The sequence below is a fragment of the Desulfosporosinus sp. BICA1-9 genome (assembly GCF_000802135.1).
Window position 1 is genome coordinate 58,061 of sequence record NZ_JUEE01000006.1, and the last position, 23,042, is coordinate 81,102.

General features: G+C 42.5%; 25 protein-coding genes. 2 read left to right on the top strand and 23 right to left on the bottom strand.

The features are described 5' to 3' along the window. Nucleotides 1-88 precede the first annotated feature (88 nt). From JL57_RS00665 to JL57_RS00705, 10 genes are all read right to left on the bottom strand, one after another. The gene (locus tag JL57_RS00665; protein ID WP_034140119.1) at nt 89-1,483 is read right to left on the bottom strand and encodes a sigma-54-dependent Fis family transcriptional regulator; all 1,395 of its coding nucleotides are present in this window, start codon (nt 1,481-1,483) and stop codon (nt 89-91) included. A 330-nt stretch (nt 1,484-1,813) separates the two neighbouring features. Next, nucleotides 1,814-2,218, bottom strand: a complete 405-nt coding sequence (locus tag JL57_RS00670) for a MaoC/PaaZ C-terminal domain-containing protein (protein ID WP_034140120.1) — start codon at nt 2,216-2,218, stop codon at nt 1,814-1,816. Beyond that, complete coding sequence (locus tag JL57_RS00675; RefSeq protein WP_034140121.1) at nt 2,187-2,609, bottom strand: MaoC family dehydratase N-terminal domain-containing protein; 423 nt, start codon at nt 2,607-2,609, stop codon at nt 2,187-2,189. Before JL57_RS00675 ends, JL57_RS00670 begins: the two co-directional genes overlap by 32 nt. Then, entirely contained in the window at nt 2,606-2,845 is a 240-nt protein-coding gene (locus JL57_RS00680) for a hypothetical protein (RefSeq protein ID WP_045691352.1), read from the bottom strand. The genes JL57_RS00675 and JL57_RS00680 overlap by 4 nt, the downstream gene beginning before the upstream one ends. Before the next feature lie 5 nt (nt 2,846-2,850). Next, nucleotides 2,851-3,453, bottom strand: coding sequence for a hypothetical protein (locus JL57_RS00685; RefSeq protein WP_034140122.1), 603 nt, complete (start codon nt 3,451-3,453; stop codon nt 2,851-2,853). 48 nt (nt 3,454-3,501) lie between these two features. Beyond that, nucleotides 3,502-3,804, bottom strand: coding sequence for a 4Fe-4S binding protein (locus tag JL57_RS00690; RefSeq protein ID WP_034140123.1), 303 nt, complete (start codon nt 3,802-3,804; stop codon nt 3,502-3,504). Nucleotides 3,805-3,817: 13 nt separating this feature from the next. Further along, the gene (locus tag JL57_RS00695; RefSeq protein ID WP_034140124.1) at nt 3,818-4,651 is read right to left on the bottom strand and encodes a 4Fe-4S binding protein; all 834 of its coding nucleotides are present in this window, start codon (nt 4,649-4,651) and stop codon (nt 3,818-3,820) included. Nucleotides 4,652-5,294: 643 nt separating this feature from the next. Continuing rightward, nucleotides 5,295-5,423, bottom strand: coding sequence for a hypothetical protein (locus JL57_RS33180; RefSeq protein WP_291299547.1), 129 nt, complete (start codon nt 5,421-5,423; stop codon nt 5,295-5,297). A gap of 455 nt (nt 5,424-5,878) precedes the next feature. Further along, nucleotides 5,879-6,064, bottom strand: coding sequence for a hypothetical protein (locus tag JL57_RS00700; RefSeq protein WP_034140125.1), 186 nt, complete (start codon nt 6,062-6,064; stop codon nt 5,879-5,881). Nucleotides 6,065-6,276: 212 nt separating this feature from the next. Beyond that, entirely contained in the window at nt 6,277-6,927 is a 651-nt protein-coding gene (locus JL57_RS00705) for a TrkA family potassium uptake protein (RefSeq protein WP_034140126.1), read from the bottom strand. A gap of 573 nt (nt 6,928-7,500) precedes the next feature. On the opposite strand from JL57_RS00705, the gene JL57_RS00710 reads away from it, so the two are divergent. Next, nucleotides 7,501-7,812, top strand: coding sequence for a zinc-ribbon domain containing protein (locus JL57_RS00710; RefSeq protein ID WP_034140127.1), 312 nt, complete (start codon nt 7,501-7,503; stop codon nt 7,810-7,812). Between the two features lie 53 nt (nt 7,813-7,865). Here JL57_RS00710 and msrB read toward each other — a convergent pair whose 3' ends face one another. Further along, entirely contained in the window at nt 7,866-8,894 is a 1,029-nt protein-coding gene (msrB, locus tag JL57_RS00715; RefSeq protein WP_034140128.1) for a peptide-methionine (R)-S-oxide reductase MsrB, read from the bottom strand. Nucleotides 8,895-9,221: 327 nt separating this feature from the next. On the opposite strand from msrB, the gene JL57_RS00720 reads away from it, so the two are divergent. Continuing rightward, nucleotides 9,222-10,925: an acyl-CoA dehydrogenase gene (locus JL57_RS00720; RefSeq protein WP_034140129.1), complete on the top strand. Its 1,704-nt coding sequence runs from the start codon at nt 9,222-9,224 to the stop codon at nt 10,923-10,925. 210 nt (nt 10,926-11,135) lie between these two features. Here JL57_RS00720 and galE read toward each other — a convergent pair whose 3' ends face one another. The 12 genes from galE to JL57_RS00780 form a co-directional block, all read right to left on the bottom strand. After that, the gene (gene galE, locus JL57_RS00725) at nt 11,136-12,122 is read right to left on the bottom strand and encodes a UDP-glucose 4-epimerase GalE (RefSeq protein ID WP_034140130.1); all 987 of its coding nucleotides are present in this window, start codon (nt 12,120-12,122) and stop codon (nt 11,136-11,138) included. Nucleotides 12,123-12,564: 442 nt separating this feature from the next. Continuing rightward, the gene (locus JL57_RS00730) at nt 12,565-13,407 is read right to left on the bottom strand and encodes a DegV family protein (protein WP_034140131.1); all 843 of its coding nucleotides are present in this window, start codon (nt 13,405-13,407) and stop codon (nt 12,565-12,567) included. A 277-nt stretch (nt 13,408-13,684) separates the two neighbouring features. Then, nucleotides 13,685-14,050, bottom strand: a complete 366-nt coding sequence (locus JL57_RS00735; RefSeq protein WP_034140132.1) for a hypothetical protein — start codon at nt 14,048-14,050, stop codon at nt 13,685-13,687. A 98-nt stretch (nt 14,051-14,148) separates the two neighbouring features. Continuing rightward, nucleotides 14,149-15,159, bottom strand: a complete 1,011-nt coding sequence (locus tag JL57_RS00740) for a hypothetical protein (RefSeq protein ID WP_034140133.1) — start codon at nt 15,157-15,159, stop codon at nt 14,149-14,151. A gap of 136 nt (nt 15,160-15,295) precedes the next feature. Beyond that, complete coding sequence (locus JL57_RS00745) at nt 15,296-15,637, bottom strand: MazG-like family protein (protein ID WP_034140134.1); 342 nt, start codon at nt 15,635-15,637, stop codon at nt 15,296-15,298. Between the two features lie 211 nt (nt 15,638-15,848). Beyond that, the gene (locus JL57_RS00750; RefSeq protein ID WP_034140135.1) at nt 15,849-16,817 is read right to left on the bottom strand and encodes an ABC transporter ATP-binding protein; all 969 of its coding nucleotides are present in this window, start codon (nt 16,815-16,817) and stop codon (nt 15,849-15,851) included. After that, a complete protein-coding gene (locus tag JL57_RS00755) occupies nt 16,814-17,797 on the bottom strand; it encodes an ABC transporter ATP-binding protein (protein ID WP_034140136.1) in 984 nt (327 codons plus the stop codon). The genes JL57_RS00750 and JL57_RS00755 overlap by 4 nt, the downstream gene beginning before the upstream one ends. A gap of 14 nt (nt 17,798-17,811) precedes the next feature. Further along, nucleotides 17,812-18,744 carry an ABC transporter permease gene (locus tag JL57_RS00760; protein WP_034140137.1) on the bottom strand — a complete coding sequence of 311 codons (933 nt, stop codon included), beginning with the start codon at nt 18,742-18,744 and terminating at the stop codon, nt 17,812-17,814. 5 nt (nt 18,745-18,749) lie between these two features. After that, nucleotides 18,750-19,766 (bottom strand): ABC transporter permease, encoded by a 1,017-nt coding sequence (locus tag JL57_RS00765; protein ID WP_034140138.1) that lies wholly within the window; start codon nt 19,764-19,766, stop codon nt 18,750-18,752. A 169-nt stretch (nt 19,767-19,935) separates the two neighbouring features. Further along, the gene (locus JL57_RS00770) at nt 19,936-21,507 is read right to left on the bottom strand and encodes an ABC transporter substrate-binding protein (protein WP_034140139.1); all 1,572 of its coding nucleotides are present in this window, start codon (nt 21,505-21,507) and stop codon (nt 19,936-19,938) included. Nucleotides 21,508-21,652: 145 nt separating this feature from the next. Next, nucleotides 21,653-22,279, bottom strand: coding sequence for a response regulator (locus JL57_RS00775; protein WP_034140140.1), 627 nt, complete (start codon nt 22,277-22,279; stop codon nt 21,653-21,655). After that, the coding region (locus JL57_RS00780; RefSeq protein ID WP_034140148.1) for a sensor histidine kinase KdpD at nt 22,276-23,042 on the bottom strand (767 nt) is incomplete at its 5' end. The genes JL57_RS00775 and JL57_RS00780, both read right to left, overlap by 4 nt.

Here is a 23,042-nt window from a genome sequence, read left to right on the forward strand (position 1 = left end):
ACCCACTTATAGAAGTGGGTGTCTTTGAATTAATTAATATCCTTGTTAGCTTATCCGATGACTAACTGCCGCGACAGTTGGGCTACTATTATTCAATACCATACCGATGTAACTTATCATAAAACACCCGTCTAGAAAATCCCAATGCTTTCATGGCTTTAGTCCGGTTATTGTTATAAGTGTCCAAGGCTGATAGAATCAGTTCCTTTTCCACCCTAGCGACAATCTCCTTTACAGCGTAAGGTTTATCCTTAAATCTTACCTGATTATCATTAGTGGGAATTATATAAGCAGGTAAGTGTTGAATTTCAATGGACATGCTGCTACACACTATGCTTGCATGTTCTAGTACATTTTGTAATTCCCGAATGTTCCCGGGCCAGTTATACTCCTGAAAAACCCTTGCTACTTGGGAAGAAAGTGTCAACTCATGACCAACTTCTCGTGAGAACTGAACAAGAAATGTTTTAGCCAGTACCAATATGTCATCTTTGCGCTCGCGTAAAGGGGTCAGATTGAGAGGAACGATATTTAACCGATAGTACAAATCACGCCGGAAGGTGCCTTTTTCGATCATGCTTTCTAAATCTCGGTTAGTAGCTGCGATCACTCGTATATCGACCTTGACAGTCTTTGTCCCGCCTACCCGTTCAAACTCCTTTTCTTGCAAGACTCGTAATAATTTAGCTTGCATGGTGAGGCTCATATCTCCGATTTCATCCAGAAAAATAGTACCGCTATGGGCTAATTCAAACTTACCAAGCTTGCCTCCCTTTTTAGCCCCCGTAAAAGCACCGTCTTCATACCCGAACAATTCACTTTCCAGCAAATTCTCAGGTATGGCGGCACAATTCACCTTAATCATGGGCATATCCTTACGTCGACTACTATAATGAATGGCCCTGGCTAATACTTCTTTGCCAACACCACTTTCACCGAGGATCAACACTGTACTATTTGTACGCGCTACCTTAGCTGCTAGCACTAGAGTTTCCTTCAATTGGCTGTTTTGTCCCACATATTCCTTGAAAGACAGAGGCAGTTGTTCCCATTGCTCTAACTGCTCTTTCAAATAGTCAGCAACTCCCTTTGTTTGCTGCAACTCACGGTTTAGTTCAACAACTTCAGTTATGTTCTTAAAAATAGAAATACAGCCAATCTTTTTTTTGCCATTATATAAAAGAAATACACTTCCTATCACATTTATACCTAGGGAATCCAAATAGTCTTCGCCTTTTTGGGAGTTTCCAGTACGAAGTACGTTGATTGCCGCGGCTTTAGGTTCTATTTTGTCCAGCCTGCGTCCTAACACTTTCGCTACGGGCACCCCTAAAATCCTTGCATAGGCCTCGTTCGCATATACAATAGTCGTATCGGTATCTATTACCAGTACCACATCATGAATGTTGTTCAGGATTTCGAATAATAGTTCTCGATCCCAGCGAGGAAAATCGCTGGTTGTGACCGCATGTGTAGCACTCATGCTTATCCCCCATTTACTCTATCTTATGTAAACATTATACAAGAGCAAAGCAATTGAAGTAAAGCAAAATCCCTAATATTTCAAATATTCTTAATCTTCTATAATTAATTTAAAAATCTAGACGAGTACCTTTCTTAAGATTTCTCTCCTGATTTATGAAAGGGAGATTTTCGAAGAAAATAATACTATCATTGCGGACGATCCCTAACTTGGTGTTCTTGTATATACAAAACCATACAATCAAGTTGAATCCCCCTTAATCTAAATACCTTTTTCTAAGGTATTCAGATTAAGGGGGATTGACGATGAAATCCTTGTTAAAAACCAGTTTTAGCATTTAATCGTTATATGGGCCAAACCCGACATGACTCTCTCCTTTTTCTCGTTAAAGGCCTCTAAATCACACACTAAAGTGTTTTCCGAGCACACTCTGATAGAACCGGAACAAGTAATCTTATCACCTGGACGGACAACTTCTTCGAAACGCACATTAAGCTTAGCGATCCAACCCTCTTGGCCGATCCAATCAGTGAGCATCGCTGCCATTTGAGCCATAGTTAGCATGCCCTGAGCAATCACGCCTTTTAGACCAGCCTGGCGCGCATAGTTGTCATCAAGGTGAATAGGATTAAAATCTCCTGAAGCCTCGGCGTACTGACGAATTTGCATGTTGCTAGGAACCCACTCTCGGACAGGAAGTTGATCAAATACCTGATAATTCAGCAGATTCTTCATTTGTTTCCCCCTTTGCCGGGGCGATCAATGTGGAACTACTGGAAAACACCAAATCGCCAGCTAAATCTTTACCAGTGGTTTCAATTACCAAAAATGTTATCTTTCCCTGCTTGCCTATGCGTTCATAGACATCCTGAACACGCCGCTTATACATAAAGCTGTCCCCTACCAAGAGCGGGCGATGGTAGGTGATTTTTTGTTCTCCATGGATCATGCCGGGAAGCAATTCAAACCCTGGAATGTTAGCCTGGATCAAAGTTCCAACATATGTCGCCGGCACCCGATCGTCAAACGGAATCCCTATGGCCTCGGCAAACCTATGCACTTCCTCGAGCTTAGTTTTTAATAGGACAGATTCACTCTCCCGGCCAATTAATTCTTTCCAAATCATAGGCATCCGCCCTCCTCTTTAAGCAGATCGATCTTACTATTGAGACCTAGCTTCTGCCTAAGTGCAGCGAGTTTCATCTGGGCAACTTCTAAACGAGGATCAAGAACATTAGCCACCATATACTCGTTTAAAGCTTCATGCAGGTGACCAGCACGTTCATTAAAAATGCCCTCCCCCAAATGCCTCATGGCTAGGCTCTCATGATCCATATCATCCTGGTTATGTCCGATGTGCATATCGATTAGCCTCCTTGCAACAGGCGAAAGGAAAGTTCACATAACCCACTACCGTCAAAATCCTTGCTATAGTCCATATGCAAATTAGTTCCCGCCCTTTCTGCAGCCACTTCATTGGCTGCCAAGCAGAATGTATGGCAATTGTTTATCCCTTTTTCGGCACACATTTTGCCAAGACTGCAGTTAAAACTACGTACTTTCAGGGCGTTGGTAGTTGCTTCAGTGACTGTCCAGGCATCTCGTGGGCGTAGGGTTAATATACCAAGTTCAACATAGCGTTGGAAGACATGGGGAAACCGAATTCCGGTTTGCTGAGCAACACGTTCTATCATGTCGGCAGTTCTATCCCGGAAGGTCTCAGAATCTGCCTCCCTAATTAAAATGCTCATAAACCTCCTTCCCTGTTCTGCCAAAAAATCCTCGGTGGTTTCTCCATCCGTACTGAACAGACTTTTAAGCGGAAATTCTTGAATGACAGTATAGATTAGTTCCTTGGGTAGATCATACACATAATCTTGGCCAGGTTTTATCTTCAACCGACGGTCGGCTGCTACTTCAGTGCTGGGATTTCCTTTGACTTTTTGCAAGACCTTAAAATCCAAAGCCATACTTAACTCCCCTTCATTTTTGTAATTGTCCACAAATCCTTTAAAATGTTAGGAATTGCGCTCTTTTAATTGGACTGCCCTTTCCTCTCTGAACTTCTGCGCTAACTGCTCGCGGGGCACAAAATTAAGTTGAATCGCATCAGTAGGACAAACCTTAACACAGTCACCACAACCGGAACACTTGTCGAAATAGCGTCCTACAATCCGATATTCACTGGGATCGCTCTCTCTTCCCTTCCAGACCTTCGTGGGGCCGCACACGAAAACAACCGATGGACACACACTTAAACACTTGCAACAGTTCAAAGGATCTTTACATAAATTATAGTCAAAGCTAATTTGAGCAATCATTTGGTTACCCCCTTTACCAGTTCTCAGCTAATCCAGGCATACTTTGCCTGTCTATTAATTCAATTGCCGCACTTGGGCAAGCCGTCACACAAAGTCCGCAGCCAAAACATTGATCTAGATCAATATAGGCTTTGCTCGTATAGACCTCCAGATTAAGCGCCTTAAACTGACAGCGACCCAAACAACTTTTACATCCTGTGCATTTCTCTCGATCTACCTTGGCCACCGTATGCCCTTTTAACAAAAATTTAAAGTCATAGTCAATCCGGTTACGTACCGCGACACACCCGGGATACTCGCATTGGCACAGTCCCCCGATATAAGGCGTACCAAATACATCAACCGTCTGGACGCGCCCTTCTTTGTGGTTCATTATGGCCCATTCTTTAGCCTCCTCTGGGGTGACAAACTCTACCCCACCATGATACGTCTCAGGCCAACGTTCCCACTTGTACATACCGGGGCCGATGCCCATACACGTAAAATTTTCTTCATCAGGCATACCCCTTTGCACTCGACGACAGCCGCACGTCATTTTAGCTAAGGGATAGGCTATGTCCAAAATCTGTAAATACTCATCTAACGTGACAACCTGTCCGAAATGAGTTTGGTAGGCATGCTCTAAGGCATCTCGTTTAATTTCGTCTTCCCATTCTTGGTCCCCACTGATGCGAGCTTTTACTAACTCTGCTACCACTCCCGCACCCATTCCCGCTGCCTGTGGATCAGCATCTGCACCCGCAGCTTCTTTGCCTTCTTTGCGCACTTTATAAAGGCGCCGAGCATAGTTTTCCGGATTGAGATACCATTTCTCCCCGTTACCATATTTTTCACATACCCAACACATTCTGTGATACCTCCTTATTCTTTGCCTGAAAACATCCATTTCCAATTGAGCTTAACCAGTGGACTTTCCGTCCATTTTCACTTCCTTATGCGAACAATGCTAGATACCGCTCCTATCCATCACCTCCACCACTAATAGATCAAACTACGTTTTTCCCTCAAGAAATTGGATTCTGAATATATCGCCCCAAAGTTGACGTTAACTTTATCCATATCAAATGAGCCCGCTGGAAGTAACTACACATGTATGGAATCAGATACAAAACCGCCATTCCTTAACTGTATTTCTGTGCGCAAAGCATACACGTGATAGTTTACAATCATTGAGGCGCTTTGCATGTTTTCACTTATCTGATATTTTGGTAACTTCCTTTTTTTTAGCATAGAAGCTCACCTTGGCATGCCGTACTCTATAATGATTTTAGAGATAATCTCGCGTTGAAACCGAAACCTTTAACGAATCAGGCCTTCGTTTCTAAATGTATTTGCAATTTTTATGCCAGCCGCCTCTTATTATCCCCGCTTTGGAAGAACGAGAAAGACATTTCAACCCCGTTGTATGCTTAATGGCCAAGAAAAAAGCGCTCCTTCAACAGAGTCAAAGAGAGCGCCAGAATCTGAAAAGGGCTCGTTATTAATCTAACTTACCCTTTTATATCTTCTTGAGCAGGGGCTGGAGCACCAGCAAGCTTACCCAGCACCTTGACAATCCCATAAATACCAGCAATAAAACAAGCCCCACCAATCAGTTCAATTCCTATCCACTGGTTCACATTGGTGCAATTACTATGCCATATTGTTATTCAGTTTTATAACTTTTCTATATATCTATAATAAACTGAAAATTCTTTATAAAATTGTATTTTAGATTAATAATGTAATGATTTAATTAATACCCCCATTCTGAGTGATATTCCATTATGTCTCAATTGGATACGCAAGTGTACATTAACCATACAGTCCTATTGACTCCCCAGTGACTAACATTGTTTAATGGGTAACACCCTTGTGAAGCTTAAATTTTGATAAAAAGCTTGGTAAGTGAACTCGTTCAACTAAAGTTGAACATCGAGACTTCGGTGACGTAAGTCTCCAGTGGAGACTTACGCCGAAGGGGCTGAACCCTTGAAAATACTTTCACGCTGTAGTATGGAAAAAATAAACATATAGACACCCTCTGCACGAGGGTGTCTATATGTTTATTTTAACTATTTTTCCACAATAATGCTCATTTTGACTTGGTTAAACGTGGTAAATCCCAAAACTCCTTCTTGAGCGGGACTTCATAAGTAATCTTCGTATATTGTTCCTTGTCATAGGTTTGACCTCTGAGAAGGTCTACCAAAAAACGTTCACCATTAATTTTATTTTCTATGACAACCATGCGACTAGGATTGCTCTGTGGTCTTTCCAAAATAAATTCTCCTTATCTAACTCAAAGTTGGATTAGCTTAAGATTTATACTCTCTGTACAATTCGATGAATACTAAGCGATTCCTTCTTATGCACTGAAATTCGCAGGCAGATCATACAGTAATACATCCACTATATCATTGCCCATCTGAAAATAATATATAACATAGTCACTACCCAATTAGGATTCCCAATCACAAAGCGTTCGTTTATTTAGTCGGGTAATTTCGCAAGTAATTTTTTGTTTCCAACAATAACTAAGACATCCCGTTCCTCAATCACTGTATTTGCCCCTGGAGCAACAATAATATCGTCCTCATTCCTTTTGATTGCTATCACATTGATTCCATAAACTGCTCTTAAGTCTAATTCTCCGAGTGATTTATTGACAAATTGGGCAGAAGCAACGATTTCAAAAATGCTAAACTTCGGTGACAATTCGATATAATCCATGACATTAGAGGTTACTAAGTTGTGGGCTAGGCGAATTCCCATATCCTGTTCTGGATAAATAACTTTGTCTGCTCCGATTTTTTCTAAGACCTTCCCGTGTTGAGAGGACTGAGCTTTAGCGACAACATAGGGAGTTCCCATTTCTTTAAGCATAAGAGTGATCAGTATATTCGCTTCAAGGTCATCCCCCATAGCGACAACTGCTACATCTAAATTCCTTACTCCTAAAGCCCGGAGCGTCTCCTCCTCACGTGCATCGGCCTGAACAGCCTGGGTTACATCATTCATGACGGAATGAACAGCACTTTCGTTTTTATCAATGGCTAAGACATCATGACCCAACTCGCTGATGGTTATAGCCACACTTTTTCCGAATCGCCCTAAACCAATAACCACAAATTGTTTGCGCACTAATTTATCCCCCTATCCAATCATAATTCGTTCTTCTGGATATTTAATCTGCCCCACTCTCCCGACAAAATCGTTGAAATGATGGCTATTTTGCCGACTAGGGAAAGACGGGGAGTAACAGACATGCCTAAACTAGATTATTATATCATAAACTCGATGCCGGACATGACACAAAGAAGCTGGTTCAAATCTTAATTTATTTATCCAAAGGTAAATATGTAATCGTTCGATCTATCTATTTCCACAATCGCTTAATTTTATCTCTACATAATCAATTCTAAGGCACCCGCTTTAAAAAATGGGTGTTCCTTATTTTGCTCCATTGACTACATTACAAGAATGAAAAAGCAGTCTGAATAGCAATACTAAGCATCTCCAAAAGTTTAGAAATAAAACAACCCTACCTTCAAACCTTGAAAGTAGGGTTGCTTTAATAGGATAAGTTAACATTAGTCTTCATCTTTTTAGAAAAAATGGATTACAAACGTACTGATAAAATGACAAAACAGTGGTTATACTTTATTTTGTAGATACAATTATCCATAACAATTAATTAAAGAGGTGTTGTTTATAATGTTTAATGACAAGATTTTGACATGTAGGGACTGCGGCCAGGAATTTGTCTTTTCGGCCTCTGAACAAGAATTTTACGCTGAAAAGGGATTTACCAACGAACCTGGAAGGTGCGCAGAATGCCGCGCTGCTAAAAAAGCACAGACTCGAAATTCTGGCGGCGGATATAACAATAACCGTCAAGATCGCGAAATGTTCCCCGCTACATGCGCGACATGTGGTGTAGAAACAACCGTACCTTTCCGCCCAACGGGTGATAGACCAGTTTATTGTCGGGACTGCTTCCAACCCGCTCCACGCAATAATTGGTAACCCCCCCTTAAAACACCGACCTCCCCATCTTATGGATGAGGGGGTTTTATTTTCTATTCAGCACAGGAAAAAATGTTGAGGTATTCACCATAACCTTCTTGTTCTAGTTCTTCTTTAGGAATAAACCTTAGAGCAGCAGAATTAATGCAGTATCGCAAGCCAGTAGGAATTGGACCATCCTTAAAAACATGTCCGAGGTGAGCCTCCGACTTTGTACAAACAACTTCAGTCCGACTCATAAAATGACTCCGATCATGCCTTTCTTGAATATTTCCCGGTAAAAGAGGTTTTGAAAAACTTGGCCATCCACAACCAGCATCGAATTTGTCCTGTGAACTGAAAAGAGGCTCTCCAGATATTAGATCGACGTAAATACCTTCTCTTTCATTATCCCAATACTCATTCTTAAAGGCTGGTTCGGTACCGCGTTCTTGTGTTACTTGGTATTGGATCTCAGTTAATTTAGACCTTAGAAGCTCTTTCTCTTTTTTTCTCTTTTTTCGGTTATTTCTCTCATTATAGTCCTTTTGAATAGCGCTTTCTTCTTTTTCCATATCCCAGTATACTTTAAGAAAATCATCCCGCCCTGATCCTTGACGGTACGCACCGTATCTTAAAGGAAATTTACTATGATACCTTTGATGGTATTCCTCTGCAGGATAAAAAGTTGCAGCGGGTAATATTTTAGTGACAATAGGATCCTTAAATCTAGCGCTTTTTTCGAGGATCTCCTTAGATTTTAGTGCTTGTAGGCTCTGCTCCTCATTATGATAAAAAATTACTGTTTGGTAAGCTTCACCTTGATCTAAAAATTGTCCAACAGGGTCTGTCGGGTCAATCTGACGCCAGTAAATTTTTAACAGTTCGGTGTACGGAACCAAAACCGGATCAAAAGTGACCTCCACTGCCTCAAAATGTCCAGTCTTTTTAGAGCAAACATCCTCATAGGTTGGATTCTCCAAATTTCCCCCAGTATATCCTGACACCACTTTAATAACCCCAGGCAATTCCTCAAACGGTTTCACCATACACCAGAAACAGCCTCCCGCAAAGGTAGCAAGTTGGTATCCGTTATTATCCACGTTCTTCCCTCATTCTCTCGATTTAGTGCACTCATGGCAGTTACTCTAACACTAATTTTTACCCGATTTATGAAGTTCTACGTACCTACATGATAATTTTCTTCTCCATTATCTGTTATTAGAAAAGGTTCTGTCATGATCATTTTATTACTAATAATATATATATTACACCATAAATAGATTCCATATATTATTATCTGAAATAAAAGATAATTATACTGCCACTGTGGGAAATGTTTACTTTACATTCTTAATATTTATGAGATAATTAAGACAATTAATGAATGGTAATTCATATTACTATTTATAAAGAGAGGTGTGAGAGTTATGTCCCTATTATTCAATCCGCAAAACTATGACAGCCCACAGGCAGATCGGCAATCTAGGGAAGTTATGGAAAAAACCATCCAATTCTTCGAGGACAAAGGTCTGGCAAGCATCAAAGAAGATGATCAAGCAAACCGCTGGTATACTGATTTCTTGAAATTCATCAAAGCAGAACGTATTTTTTCTACCTTGTTAACCCCTTCGGGATACGGTGCCCCGGACTCAAGGTTTGATCTGAGCCGCGTCTGTGAATTTAATGAAATTACCGCCTTTTATTCCTTAGCATATCAATACGCCTACCAGGTTAGCGTTCTCGGACTTGGCCCTATTTGGATGGGAGATAATGAGAAGGTCAAACACATAACTGCCCAAAAGTTGATCGACGGGGGGATTTTTGCTTTTGGTTTGTCCGAAAAAGCCCACGGTGCTGACCTTTACAGCAATGAAATGGCCTTGTCCCCAACCGACGATGGCAACTATCTAGCTAACGGCGGAAAATACTATATCGGCAACGCCAATGTAGCCGCCCTAGTTTCCACCTTCGCACGTTATAAAGATTCCAAGGATTATGTCTTTTTCGTTGTTGACAGCCAACATCGCAACTATAAATTAATTAAAAAAATCTCCACCTCTGGGGTCCGTCCAGCTTATGTAGGAGATTATGACCTTATTGATTACCCCATAACGTCTGACGAAATTCTTTCTAGTGGCCCTTTAGCTTGGGATTCAGCTCTTTCCACCATCAACATAGGGAAATTTCAATTGGGTTTTGCGTCCATCGGAATTTCTACTCATGCCTATTACGAAGCTCTGAATCATGCTTCAAATCGAGAATTATATGGTAAAAAAGTCACAGATTTTCCCCATATCCAGAAGATCTTTACTGAATCCTATGCTCGACTGATTGCCATGAAACTGTATGCTCTGAGAAGTTTAGATTATTTTCGTTCTGCTTCTGACGATGATCGGCGCTATTTGCTTTTTAACCCCATTCAAAAAATGAAAGTAACAACCCAAGGCATGAAAATTATCGAAATGCTTCTCGATGCTATTGCTGCTAAAGGGTTTGAACAGGACACATATTTCGAGACCGCCATTCGTGACATAGGCATGATCCCCCGCTTGGAAGGAACGACCCATGTTAATATTGCCCTCGTCATTAAATTCATGAACAACTATTTCTTTAGTCCCGCAGAGTTCCCAGTAATCCCTAAGCGTGATGACCCTGCTGACGATAGTTACCTTTTCCGTCAGAAAGCGGGAAAACTCGCCTCTGTCCGGTTCCCTGACTATTGCCTAGCCTATGAAGGACTTCAAGTCCCCAATGTAGCAGTCTTCAAAGAACAAATCGAACTCTTCCGTTCCTTCATAGAACAAGCCCGTCCGAATCCTGAACAACTCAAGAATATTGATTATATGCTCGCGCTAGGTGAAATGTTTACCTTGATCGTATATGCTCAGCTGATTCTCGAGAATTCCAAAATCCATTCCATCTCTCCGGCTTTGCTCGATGAGATCTTTAACTTCCTCGTTCGGGACTTCGCTCAATTTGCTTTAACTCAACTTTCCAATTACAGTAATTCTGAGCAACAAGAAGAATTCCTAAAATCTATGCTGAAAAAGCCCATCCTGAACCCTGTAACTGTCCAGTCCCTATGGGAAAATGAAGTGAAGCCTTTACAAGGCACCTATCAAAACACTTAACCTTAGCACTATAATCGCGACCTCTAAGCACCTTTGGATTTACTTCCAAAGGTGCGTTCTTTACTATACTTTACTATACTTTACTATACTTTACTATACTTTACTATACTTTACTATACTTCACTATACTTTACTATACTATACTTTACTATACTTTACTTTACTTTACTTTACTTTACTTTACTTTACTTTACTTTACTTTACTTTACTTTACTTTACAAATCCGTTGGGATGGTTCTTATGCCAATTCCAAGCAGATTGAATAATCTGACCTAAACTATTAAATTCTGGCTTCCACCCCAACTCTTCCTGAGCCCTTATTGAAGAGGCAACCAAAATCGCAGGATCTCCTACACGACGAGGGGCTATTTGCATAGGGATTGAATGTCCCGTAATTTCCCTAGCCTTTTCTAAAACCTCTCTCACTGAAAAGCCCTCTCCGTTGCCAAGGTTATAAGCAGCACTTCCCTCAGTTTGCCTAAGTTTTTGCAAAGCAAGCCAATGAGCATTTGCCAAATCTGTTACATGAATATAGTCTCGAATACACGTTCCATCAGCTGTTGGATAATCATCGCCGTATATCGCCAGATCTTTTCTCTGGCCTCCTGCCACTTGCAGAATAATTGGGATCAAGTGACTTTCCGGTCGATGATCTTCTCCAATATGCCCATCTATATGTGCTCCTGCAGCATTAAAATAACGCAAGGCGACACTCTGTGTTCCATAGGCTTGTTCACACCATCTTAACATTGTTTCAATGGCGAGTTTGGTCTCACCATAGGGATTCGTCGGCTCTTTTCGATCCGTCTCTCGGATTGGAATATTTTCTGGTTCTCCATAGGTTGCAGCTGTCGAAGAAAAGACAATCTTCCGCACCCCATATTTCACCATACACACTAGCAATCTCTGAGCAGTAATTAAATTGTTATCGTAGTATTTAAGGGGTTCTTGTACACTCTCTCCAACTAAAGAATCCGCCGCGAAATGGATGACCGCCTCAATGTCGTGATTTATGAATACCCTTTCGAGCAACTCCGTATCCCGAATATCCCCTTGGTAAAAGGTCTCAGTGAGAACTGCTTCACGATGACCTTTTTGCAGATTGTCTAATACAATAACCTCTTCACCCTTGGCCATAAATTCAGCCACAGTATGACTGCCTATATAGCCTGCTCCCCCAGTAACCAAAACCGCCATAATTTCTACCTCCTGAACATTTCCGGTCCCACCCTGATAACTTGTTGATTTTGATAAAACCGCACTTTACCTTGAGTTAACTGATGTCTAAGTGATACTTGCCTCTATCATTAGAATAGCACAACTATTTTACCCTTCGTAAATTGCTTTGTTTCTTTACCTTCGACAAAGGATATACTTTAGCTGCTTTCGTTTTCTGTTTCCCTTGTGTCTTCTGACGTTGATATCTTGACCCATAACCAAATAACAATACAACTCCTAAGGCAATAACTAACACCAAATAACCCATATTCACGCACCCTCCGTCCACTTAATCATTAACTGCCTTAAAAGACTTTCTCATCTCTATCCTACGCCATTGATAGTTAAAGTATCATCATCTTTAATAAATCATAGACGAAAAACACCCTGAGGAGATTTTATCCCAAGGGTGCTCAGATTACTACTCAAACTGAATAGCTGCTCCCACTGTGCCTGGACCAGTGTGAACACCAATCACGGATCCCACCTGAGTAAAAACAGTCGTTGGAAGCTGAAAGGCATTTTCTAAAGCTTCCATTAAGTATGTTCCTGCCTGTTGTGCAGCGCCGTGAGCCACTGCCAAGCGAATAGCTTTTCTTCCCTTTGTCAAATCCTGAAAAGCCTGGACTACAGTATCTAAGGCCTTCTTCTGACTGTGAGCTTTTCCCGAGTTGTGGTATACTCCATCGTCTCCAACCCTAATAATAGGTTTAATATTCAAGAGCGACCCCATAAAACCTTGAACCCTTCCAATTCGGCCTCCTTTTTGCAAGTATTCCAAGGTATTCAGTGTGAAAAGGGTTTCTATGTTCTCTCTTACCTTCACAAGGTTATTAAGAATCCTAACAATGTCCTGACCCTCTTTAATATTCCTAGCGGCCTCCATAATCATCAAACCCGCACCTAAACTAATGGTTTTGGAGTCGACGAGATGGATCTTTTCTTTAAACTTTTCTTTGGCCAGATAGGCCGCATTGAACGTACCGCTAAGGGCCGATGATATGTGAATAGATATTACTTCATGATACTCTTCGAGCAACTTACTGTATAAAGTACCGAACTCCTCGGGTGTAGGCTGTGACGTTTGGGGAAGTATTGTGTCCTCTTTTAAACGCCGATAGAATTCTTCACTCGTCAGTTCTTCGTCAGAATATTCCTGCTCTCCGAACCTTACTTTCAGAGGGATTATATGAATATCACACTCTTCAATAATTTCTGCGGTTAAGTCCGCAGTGCTATCAGTTACTAAGGCAATCCTTTTCATATAAAACCCTCCGATTTATTAAATATTTGTGATGTTATGAGGTTCAGTGACCTTCGTCGATACGGACATTTCTCATTTGTATACTTTGGATAATAACGATCGATTTTGCTTTACTTCAAACATTGACATGTTTACGATGTTAGTCCTTCGATATAATTATACAAGTTCGGTGAAAGCTTTTAAAATCCTTTTGTAAAATAAAATAAATAAAGACACAAAGCTGGAAGTTTAATTTCCAGCTTTGTGCTTGAATCTTAAGAGGGGGATTTATTGGACACTAGCCTTTTTTAGGTTCATACCCTTGTGCTAATGTTTCATCATAATAATTGAAAACTTTGTCTTGTAACGTACCGACGCAATCTGGGCAGACACAATAACAGACCTTTTCAGATAGACCATCCTCAGTAGGAGCATAGGAACAAAAAGCAAAAACATCTGTTTCTTTACCACACATTTCACAGGTCTCGCAAGGAACTTCAGGAGTCAGTTTTTTTTCGATATAATCAGCACAAATCGGGCATGTACAGTAACAGACTTGTTTTTCTCCTTCCGTAGTATGCTGAACCTTACAGAAAGAGAACACATTCTCAGTAGAGCCGCAATAAATGCATTCTGTGCAAGAAACGTCCTCATTCTTAATCATGATCATACCTCCTATGACTTTTGAATTGGTCTTGACTCAAGTGACTTATATATACTATTCTATTTAAGCCATGAAATCACTTAAGTTTTTTAACTTTTTTAAATATTTTGAATATTACAAGATATTGTTTTTAATAAAGCAAAAGCTTGGTCGATACTGATTGTGCCATCACCATTAATAAGACAACAGCGCGAGGGAGCTAACCAAGCACGGTCGAAAATTAAATCGTCATCCAGGCCATGCTGATTAAGAAACTTCCATAATTCGTGCAGTCGAGCAGTTAAAGATTCCGCTGTCTCCGAATTTAATTCACTGGTTAAGGTGGGAATAATTCCCCACGATATTATTTTGCCCCGTCTCAAAAACTCTTTTACTTCATCAATATAACGCACAAAAATGTGACCCCAGCTAAAAGCATCCACTGAAAGGATATCAATATCCGCGTTGAGAAGAAAGGCCCAGTCTGGGTTACCACATAAATGAATACCCTTAGGTCCCGGCAGTTTTGACAAGAAAGCTCGATACTCTACTTGAGCGACTTCAGAAGTATAAGCACTTAGAGAGTTGAAGATCATTTCTAATCCTGGTTCATCCAACCAGACAAAGGGGTTAGGATGAACCTTTTTTAATTGATGATATTGCCAACTGATCTTATGACCAAGAAAATCGTAAAGAATTTCTCGAACAAAATCATTATAAATCATTGGCTTTCGTTCTTCATCGCATATTTTTAGACCAAAACTAATCGGACCAACCGTCTGTCCGTGGACCATTTTATATGCGGACAAGTCCTGCTCTAAAAATCCACTAAAAGCTGCAGAAGATTCCTCAGACAGGGCAAAGTGATCAGGGATAACGCTAGCCTCGAGGTATTCATCCAGTTCCTCCGCAAAGCGTTCGTGAGAGAAATGAAGACTTTGCTTTTCTTCATCAACCTTGATCCCCGGGAAATGCTCGGCAAATTGAGCATACATATCTTCTTTGAATCGAAAGCGTGGTAATTGAGGCCAAAAAGGAATATCTAAGCTAAGCGCTAATTTCTGAGCCTCTTGTAAATTTGTATGGGGCAAAATGCCCATGGCGGTTGTTAAAGCTTTACCTGGAAGCACTTATTACAGCCTCCTTCCTTACTAGTCTGAATAGTTTTATATTTCTTATTTTGATTATACCAATCCCTAATCAAACTTTTCGTGATTTGGCGCACACAAACTACAAATCAATGCGTTTGTTGATCCTCAGCCGTTTCTAATCACAATATCCCTTATGTCGTAATTTTATAATATGCTCCTTCAAAATAGTTTCTAAATCTATACCGTATTGTTCTTCGAGGACAAACATCATTGTGACGGCTGTCTGAGCCACGTCGACTAATTCTCGGGCCACCATCTGCATGGCCTCTTCTTCTTCGAAGCGCTGTTGCTCTCCACTAAGTCCCCTAAATTTGCCGATTGCTTGAGCTAACTCACCGGATTCCTCCATGATCTTCAAAGCTGTACCTTCCAAAGAAGGACTTAAGCGGTTTAAGCGTGGAAGAGTTACTGTTTTGGAAATCATTACTTTTTCGCTTAACGTTCTATCTGTGGTCATATTCGACTGCCTCCCAATTATTACAAAAATAAATGATGTGGAGCTTATTATAGTGCTTAAATGGTCTGATTGTAAACTGTATCCATTGCAATATTTAACCATTATATACCCAAGAAGGCCGTTTGCACTATTTGCAAACGGCCTTCTTCGTACTTCATACCTCATCAGGGCTTTAATTATTCAAAGCGGCATCTTGAAACGTCAGCTTGAATCACTCGAATAAATGACAAGCGACCCAGTGGTTGGGCGAAACTTCTTTGAGTACAGGTTCCTGGAGTTTGCACTGGTCCAGCTCCTTAAAGCAACGGGAACAGAAGCGACAGCCAGCGGGCGGGTTAATCGGGCTGGGCACATCACCCTTTAAAATAATGCGTTCCTTTTTCTTCTCCGGATTGATGATCGGGATTGCGGAAAGTAGCGCCTGGGTGTATGGGTGCAAGGGGTTGCCGTAAAGCTCCCGTTTCGAGGTGATTTCTACCATCTTGCCCAGATACATCACCCCTACCCGATCGCTGATATGCTTGACCACGTTCAAACCGTGGGCGATAAACAAGTAGGTCAGCCCGAATTCCTCTTTTAAATCAACCAGTAGATTTAAGACCTGGGCCTGAATGGAAACATCCAGAGCGGAAACCGCTTCATCACAGACGATCAGTTTTGGTTCCACTGCAAGAGCGCGGGCAATCCCCACACGCTGCCTCTGACCGCCGGAAAATTCGTGGGGATAGCGGTTGCGTTGGTGCTGTGCCAGACCAACACAGTTTAAAAGATAGATGACCCGTTCTTCCACTTTATTGGCGGGAAGCAATTGATTGATGATCATCGGTTCTGCAATGATGTCTCCCACCGTCATTCTGGGGTTTAAAGAGGCGTAAGGGTCCTGAAAAATCATCTGAATATCCTTGCAATAGGAACGGCGCTGCTTATCATCCAGGGCAGTTAATTCTTTACCCTCAAAAAATAGTTTGCCGTGGGTGGGACTGTGAAGATTGACGAGGATTTTACCCAAGGTTGTTTTTCCACAACCGGATTCGCCGACCAGACCAAAAGCTTCCCCTTTGTCAATTCTAAAGGAAACCTTGTCAACCGCTTTTAACACGGAAATCGGCTTGCCAAACAAACTGGTATCGAGGATAAAATGCTTGGATAGGTTTTGTATTTCCATCAATACTTCATTCATTTTGCGCTCGCTCCTTCCTTGACTTCGTCATATAAAAAGCAACGCACCTTATGTCCGTCAATCTCTTGCAATTCCGGCATTTCTTGGGTGCAGCGTTCTAGGCAGCGGTCGCAGCGGTCGGAAAAGGGACAACCATGCGGCATACGTAAGGGATTGGGCACCATGCCCTTAATCATATATAAGCGTTTATCGCTGTCGTCATCAATCTGAGGTATAGATTGTAGCAAGCCCACGGTGTAAGGGTGCATCGGACTGGCAAACAGGCTCTTCACATCGGCTTCCTCCACAATTTTACCGCAGTACATTACGATGACGCGGTCGGCCGCTTCAGAAACGACGCCCAAATCATGGGTGATGAGCAGGACCGCCATACCGAACTTCTCCCGCATCCGATAGAGCAGTTCCAAAATCTGGGCCTGAATCGTCACGTCCAGTGCTGTGGTCGGTTCGTCGGCGATCAGCAGGTCTGGCCCACAGGAAAGCGCCATGGCGGTCATGACCCTCTGACGCATGCCGCCGCTCATCTGGTGGGGATAATCGTTGGCCCGTTCAGCTGGAGAGGGTATGCCCACCGTATTCAGCATTTCAATGGTGCGTGCCAGTGCTTCTTGCTTAGAAACCTTCATATGGGTCATCAGGCTTTCCATGATCTGGTCTTTAATGCGCCAAACCGGATTCAGCGAAGTCATCGGTTCCTGAAAAATCATAGAAATCTTGTTGCCACGGATCTGTTGCAATTCCTTTTGACTCATTTTGTTCAAATCCTGGGAGTTGAACAAAATTTCTCCCCCTGCAATCCTGCCGGGTTTCTGTAAAAGTCCCATAATTGAAAGGGATGTCACGCTTTTTCCAGAGCCAGATTCGCCGACAATAGCTAGAATTTCACCCTTATCTATGGTAAAACTGATGTCATCGACTGCACGAACAGTACCACGTTTCAGTTTAAATTCCGTACTTAAATTTTTTACTTCCAGCAACATCCTATTCACCGCCCTTATTTTATTCTGGATTTGGGATCAAGCGCATCCCGCAGCCCGTCGCCCAACAGGTTAAAGGCCAACACGGTTGTAGTGATGGCAATCCCGGGAAAAATCAGGGTGTAGGGTGCGTTGAAAATAAAGCCCCTTGCTCTACCCAGCATATCGCCCCACTCGGCGAAGGGCGGCTGAACACCCAGACCCAAAAAGCCAAGGGCCGCGGTATCCAGAACAGCGGTGGAAATACCCAGGGTGGCTCTAACGACAATCAAGGAAACAATATTCGGCAAAATATGCTTCATAATAATCCGGCTATCACTGCTGCCGATGACCTTAGCCGCTTGAACGTAATCATTTTCTTTGACGGATAAAATACTGGCACGCACGATACGAGCATATTCTGGAATGGACACCAGACCGATGGCGATGACCGCTTTGTCAATGCCCTTCCCCAAGACTGCCATAAAGGCGATGGCCAATAAAATAGACGGGATGGCTAGCATCATATCCATCACTCGCATGATGATCGCATCCGTCCTTCCACCGCGGTACCCCGCGAGGGCCCCCAACAGAACGCCAGTAGAAAGCGAGATGGCAACCGCAGCAACACCCACAAACAGGGATATCTTTGTCCCATCAAGGATTCTGCTGAATATGTCCCTACCCAATTGGTCCGTTCCAAACCAATGCTCAGCGTTCGGCCAGATAAAGCTTTTGGTCATGTCGGAGTGATTGGGATCATAAGGTAAAATCTGTTTTCCCATCAGCCCGCTCACCCAGACGGATAGGGCAATCAGCACCAGAAAGCCGATGATAAAGAGACCGACGACAGCGGCCTTGTTCTGCCTGAGCGTTTCCCACATTTCTTTCAGCTGCGATTCCGGTTTTTCCACGTATTCTGCAGCCTGTATCAGATTTTCATCTGCCTTTGAACTATATTTTTTCCCCATACAAGCTACCCCTTTGCTTTCGAATATTTAATACGCGGATCCAGGAACGCGTAGATCACATCAACCAGTAAATTTACCATCACAAATATGAAAGCAATCAGCAAAACAACACCCTGCACCACAGGAAAGTCGGACTTTAGGATGCAGGCCACGGTATAGGCACCGATCCCGGGCCAGGAGAACACCGTTTCCGTCAGCACAGCGCCGCCGAGAAGGCTGCCCAGCTGCAAGCCGATGACTGTGACAATGGGAATCAGTCCGTTGCGCAGCGCGTGTTTGCGGATCACCCTGCCCTCCGAAATTCCTTTCGACCTCGCGGTACGGATGTAATCCTGCTGTAAAGTATCCAACATGCTGGAACGAGTCATCCTAGTAATGATGGCCATGGAATACATAGCCAGGGCAGTGGCCGGCAACACTAAATGCTGCAAGGCATCTTTAAAAGCGTCCATATTGCCTTCAACCAGGCTATCGATCAGATAAAAACCAGTAAAGGCCGCAGGCTGCAGCAACGGGTCGATCCTTCCGTTGGAGGGAAGCCAGTGCAGCGTGCCTGAAAAGAAAATAATTAGCAAAATACCAAGCCAGAAGATCGGCATGGAAACGCCGATCAGGGCGATCAGCATACCGGCATTATCGAAAATGGAGTTCTTTTTTACCGCGGAAATAACGCCAATCAGAATACCAAAAAGCGAAGCGAGCAGAATGGCAACCACCGCCAGCTCAATCGTGGCCGGAAAGCGGGCAAAAATCTCTTTAGTAACAGGCATCTTGGTATAGTAGGAGGTACCAAGATCACCGGTTAGCGCGCCCGTAATAAAATGGAAATATTGCAGATAAACCGGATCGTTTAGTCCGTTGACCTGCCGCCACGCCTCTACGGCCTGCTGAGTTGCATGCTGGCCCAAAACGATCGGAGCCGGATCAGGGGAAAAGACACGCATAATCAGAAAGACGATAATGGAAACACCAATTAGCACGGGAATCAGCATTAAGATTCGCTTAAGGATATAATTGAGCATCGGCAACAACCTTTCAACGTTAGGTACTTAGCAGTGGCGAGAAGTTCCTCCTAGCTACACAATTATCTGTGTATGGTGGATTTTTCCTTTGACTAGGAAAAAAACAAAACCGGGAACCGGTATTAACCGGTTCTCGGCAGTCTAAAGTTAAGGAATACTTAGCAAAGGTTTATTTCTTTGATACACCGGCTAAAGGTGTGATACCGGTCATATGGAAATAGAAATCCGAGATATTGGGTCTGAAGGCACAAAGTGTTTGAGCGTGGGAAATTGGGAGCCATGCAGCGTCGGCAGCGGCGACCTTTTCCATTTGGGTGTAAACTGCATTGCGCTCAGCTCCAGCAGGAGTTTCCAAGCCCTTAGCAATTAATTTGTTGAATTCGGCATTTTTGTAGCGTGCAATGTTCATGGTAGGATCTTCGTGAGATAACAGATACATAAAGTTATCTGGATCTCCGTTGTCCCCAATCCAGCCGTAGAAGGCGATATCATAATCACCTGCTTTTATTTTTTCCTTATAAGTTGTCCAGTCAAAGGAATCAATAGTAGCGGTAACCCCTACTTTAGAAAGGTAGCCTTGAATAGCTTCGGCCAGGGTCTGCCCGGTAGCGGCATTATATGGTCTCGGATTGGTATAAGCAATCATGTGTACCTTAGTCAATCCAGCAGCTTTGATGGCCTTGGCAGCAGCCTCAGCATCATAGGCAACTTGAGCGATGCTCTTGTCATAACCTTCCATAAAGGTTGGCAAAACGGAAGTGGCAGGTTCGGAGTAACCCTGATACAGGCTCTTTACCAATTCCGGAACATTAATAGATTGAGAAACGGCTGCACGGACCTTTGCGTCATTAAAAGGAGCTTTGGAAGTGTTGTAGGCCATGTAATTGACGTTCATACCCGGGGCCTGAAAGATTTTGTTGCCTGCATCCGTGATTTGCTTAACCACAGTGGCATCAATACCATCGATCATATCAGCCTCGCCATTGTTCAGGGCAACTACACGTGCAGAGTTGTCTTTAATGAATTTGAAGATAACATTCTTAGTGAGGGCCTTGGTTCCCCAGTATTCATCATTGCGGACTAAAACAATGTTTTCGTCCTTAGCCCACTTTACAAACTTGTACGGTCCTGTACCGACCGGTGCCTGGTTTACATTGTTTTTACTGTCCGTTAAAGCCTTAGGGCTTACAATCGGTGCACTCATGACCATAGCCAGATTGGCGAGGAAAGGAGTACTAGGTGCAGTCAAATTGACTTTAACGGTCTTTTTATCCACAACCTGGACATCTTTCACGGAACCATAAACAAAGGATCCGTAAGCCATATCAGCCGTAACTTGTGGAGGTATCTGGCGGTCGATGTTAACCTTCACGGCGTTCGCATCAAAATCAGTACCGTCATGGAACTTTACGCCCTCTTGCAGGTGGAAAGTATATGTAAGACCGTCCGGGCTCACATCCCAGCTTTTAGCTAGAGAGGGCTCTACCTTGGTGGAATCCTTGTTATACTTTAAAAGCCCATCATAGATATTGATCATTACCTTAGCTGACTCGCCGTCGTCGACCAGGGCTGGATCAAGCCCTCTAGGTTCTGCGCCTTGTGCATAAATCAGGGTATCGCTGGCCTGTGGTTTGGTATCACTAGCCTTGGGTGGGGTGTCGCTACTTGCCTTGGTGCCGCATCCAGTAAGGATGACTGCCGCTGTCAGAGCAAGAGCCATAAATTTTTTCATTCTTCTCATTTTCTTCCTCCTATTTTTTCTTCGATTGGAAATTATTGCATATTTTCTGCAATTTATAATACCAACCCTTAACCATATTGCCTAATTATAGCAAAAGGATTAGACCAACTAAAGAAATAAAAAAGAGAAAAAGTACAATAGATTATTAAATCCAACAATATCGATTTTTTGGTCTTCCTATTTTTTGATAACTAGGAATTGACCGCACCTTGCCATTTTGAACAAGATACGTAAGATATCTATAAACTGTAGGAACGGCTAACGATAATTCTTTCGAAATCTCCTCCACTGTGGAAGGTTGCTTACAAGCCGAGAGATGTCGTTCAATATAGGACAGAGTCGTTTCGCTAATTCCTTTGGTTACAAACACTTCGTATTGCATTTTTGAGGTTACTTGAACAGTCTTTGTCATATCCAACAACCGCTTATGCAATTGAACGCGAGCAATCAAATCCGGCGCTTTGACAGGTTTAAGTGCGAAATCAGTGGCTCCTGCATCCAGAAAACGATCGGCAATTTCCTGCCTTTCGTCTACGGTGAGTACAAGAATAGGTATTTGCTGATTCTGTTCCCGAATCAGGCGAACCGTTTCTATACCATCAATTTCAGGCATATGATAATCCACTAAAATGATATCCGCTCCATGGTCTAGGAACCCTTTAATTCCCTCTCTTCCATTAGGATAGGCTATGGGATCCCATCCAGCAAACGTAAATATTTCACTTAACGTATAGCGCAGGGACTGATCATCATCCATAATTATAATTCTCATTGGCTTTCTCCCAGTGGCAAGGTTATCCAAACCTTCGTCCCCTGCCCTACTTCACTTTTTATATTAACGGACCCTTCGTGTCCTTCTGCAACTTTTCGTACAAAAGCTAAGCCAACCCCAGGATGGTTTTTCGTGCTGTATCCGGTCTTCCAGATTCTTTTTACATCATTTGCCGAAATACCGTATCCGTTGTCTTCTACCTCTAGTTCTACTACGTTTTTTAAAGTTATGGCGCGTAAAACTACCCTTCCGTTCTCCCGCTCCTGAATGGCATCCAACGCGTTATCAATTAAATTTATGATTGCTCGAGTCAACCTAATTTTATTAATGTAAAGACTTGATTGAGGTTCTCCCTCTAATTCAATATCCACCGCTGAATTCGTCCCGCTTAGACGACTAGCTCGAATATAATCGATTAGTTCTTTAAGCTCACACCAGTTCTTTCGATCCTCATACAAAATTTCTGAAACCATTTTGCTCATTGAATTAATAGAACCATAGATAGTTTGACAGTATTCTCGCATCTTAGGATCCGGCCATCGTAGCTCCATCAATGAAACCAGTCCCTCGATTGTAGCAAGCGGAGTTTTAAGGTCGTGGACAAGATGGAGAACTTCACGTCCTGAACGAGATTCATTGGCTTCAAGTTGGGCACGGTGTAGGTCTTGCGAAATAGCCCATTTCTCCATATATAAAATCAAATAAATCCATAAAGTAATAGCACTTGCTACGAAGATAAAAAACAACACATTCGCATAAAGTG